2 protein-coding genes are annotated in these 1,756 nt (G+C 69.8%); both read left to right on the top strand.

Going from position 1 to position 1,756, the window contains the following annotated elements; translation table 11 throughout:
• On the top strand, positions 1 to 1,391 hold a 1,391-nt coding region (locus tag I5I_RS02215), incomplete at its 5' end, for an MMPL family transporter (RefSeq protein WP_036315976.1).
• Positions 1,392 to 1,438: 47 nt separating this feature from the next.
• Positions 1,439 to 1,756 (top strand): isochorismatase family protein (locus I5I_RS02210; RefSeq protein WP_036315979.1); only part of this gene is annotated, 318 nt, incomplete at its 3' end.

The raw sequence follows: 1,756 nt of genomic DNA, 5'->3' as shown, positions 1-1,756 counted from the left end.
TCGCCAGCAACAGGGCGCTCGGACCGATCGCCTCGATCGGCTTCGCCTTCGCGGTGCTGTCCGCTCTCACTTTCCTGCCCGCGCTTCTCGCGATCTTCGGGCGCGCGGCGTTCTGGCCCTTCATCCCGAAGGGCGCCGACGGCGACCCGGGCGACAACGCCGAGCGTCTCGTCACCGACCCGAGCGCTCCCGTTCGCGGGTTCTGGGGTCGCCAGGCCCGTCTGGTCGCGCGCCATGCGCGGCCGGTATGGATCGTCTCGACGGTCGTGCTGCTCGCGGCATCCGTCGGCGTGCTGCAGCTGAAGGCCGATGGCGTGCCGCAGAGCGACCTGGTGCTGGGAGCCTCGCAGGCCCGCGACGGGCAGGACGTGCTCGCGCAGCACTTCGCCGCGGGATCGGGGAGCCCCGCGTACATCGTCGTGCCCCAGGACCGGGTCGCGGATGCCGTCACCGTGCTCGAGAAGGCGCCCGGCATCGAGTCCGTCGCAGCGACCGCCAAAGACACCGTCTCGGGTCAGATCGGCGTCTCGGTGCAGGACGGTACGGCGGTGTACACGCTGGCCGGTCCGCCGAGCGCGGCGCCGCCGCAGCCGACGGTGGTCGACGGCGACGTGCTATTGGTCGCGACGCTGTCGGACGAGGCCGACTCGCTGGCCGCGGAGCAGACCGTACGCGACCTGCGGACGACCTTCACGAGCGAGCTCGGTGCCGATATCGCACGCGTCGGCGGACCGACCGCGATCGATCTCGACACGAACGACACGTCGATCCGCGACCGCACTCTCATCATCCCGGTGATCCTGGCTGTCATCCTCGTCATCCTCATGCTGCTGCTGCGAGCGATCGTCGCCCCGGTCATCCTGATCCTGAGCGTGATCCTGTCGTTCGGTGCCGCGCTCGGAGTCAGCGCGCTGGTCTTCGACAACCTGTTCCACTTCCCGGGAGCCGATCCGGCGGTGCCGTTGTACGGCTTCGTCTTCCTCGTGGCCCTGGGCGTCGACTACAACATCTTCCTGATGTCGCGCGTGCGGGAGGAGTCGAAACGGCACGGCACACGCCCCGGCATCCTGCGCGGACTCGTCGCGACCGGCGGCGTCATCACCTCTGCCGGGCTCGTGCTGGCCGCGACGTTCGCCGCACTCGGTGTGATCCCGATCCTCTTCCTCGCCCAGCTGGCGTTCATCGTCGCCTTCGGCGTGCTGCTCGACACCTTCGTGGTGCGCTCGCTGCTCGTGCCGGCGGCGACCTACGACCTCGGGCGGCGCATCTGGTGGCCCTCGCGCCTCGCGCGGGCCGACGTCGACGCGGTTCCGAACTCCTCCATTCCGTCGGAGGGGGCCGCGACACACCGCTCGCGGCGGTCGAACCGGAACGACGCGCGGGAGTTGTGAACGGGCCGCGCTGACCGCAGCGGCGTCGAAGGGTTAGCCTCGGTGGTATGACCAGAGCACTGTTCATCGTCGACGTCCAGAACGACTTCACGGAGGGCGGGGCGCTCGCCGTCTCCGGTGGCGACGCGGTCGCGCGCGGGCTGACGGCATACCTGTCCGCCCACGGGAGCGAGTACGACGTCGTCATCGCCTCGCGGGACTGGCACGAGGGCAACACCGACAACGGCGGTCACTTCGCAACCGATGCGGAGCCCGACTTCGTCGACACGTGGCCGGTGCACTGCGTGGCAGACACACCGGGCGCCGACTACGACGCCGAACTGGTCACGGATGCCGTGACCCCCCACGTGAAGAAAGGACAGGGC

Origin of the sequence: Microbacterium sp. B24 (genome assembly GCF_000333415.1) — a bacterium.
Taxonomy (GTDB): domain Bacteria; phylum Actinomycetota; class Actinomycetes; order Actinomycetales; family Microbacteriaceae; genus Microbacterium.
The sequence above is the reverse complement of the archived record's forward strand: the minus strand, read 5'-3'. Positions and strand labels throughout refer to the sequence as shown.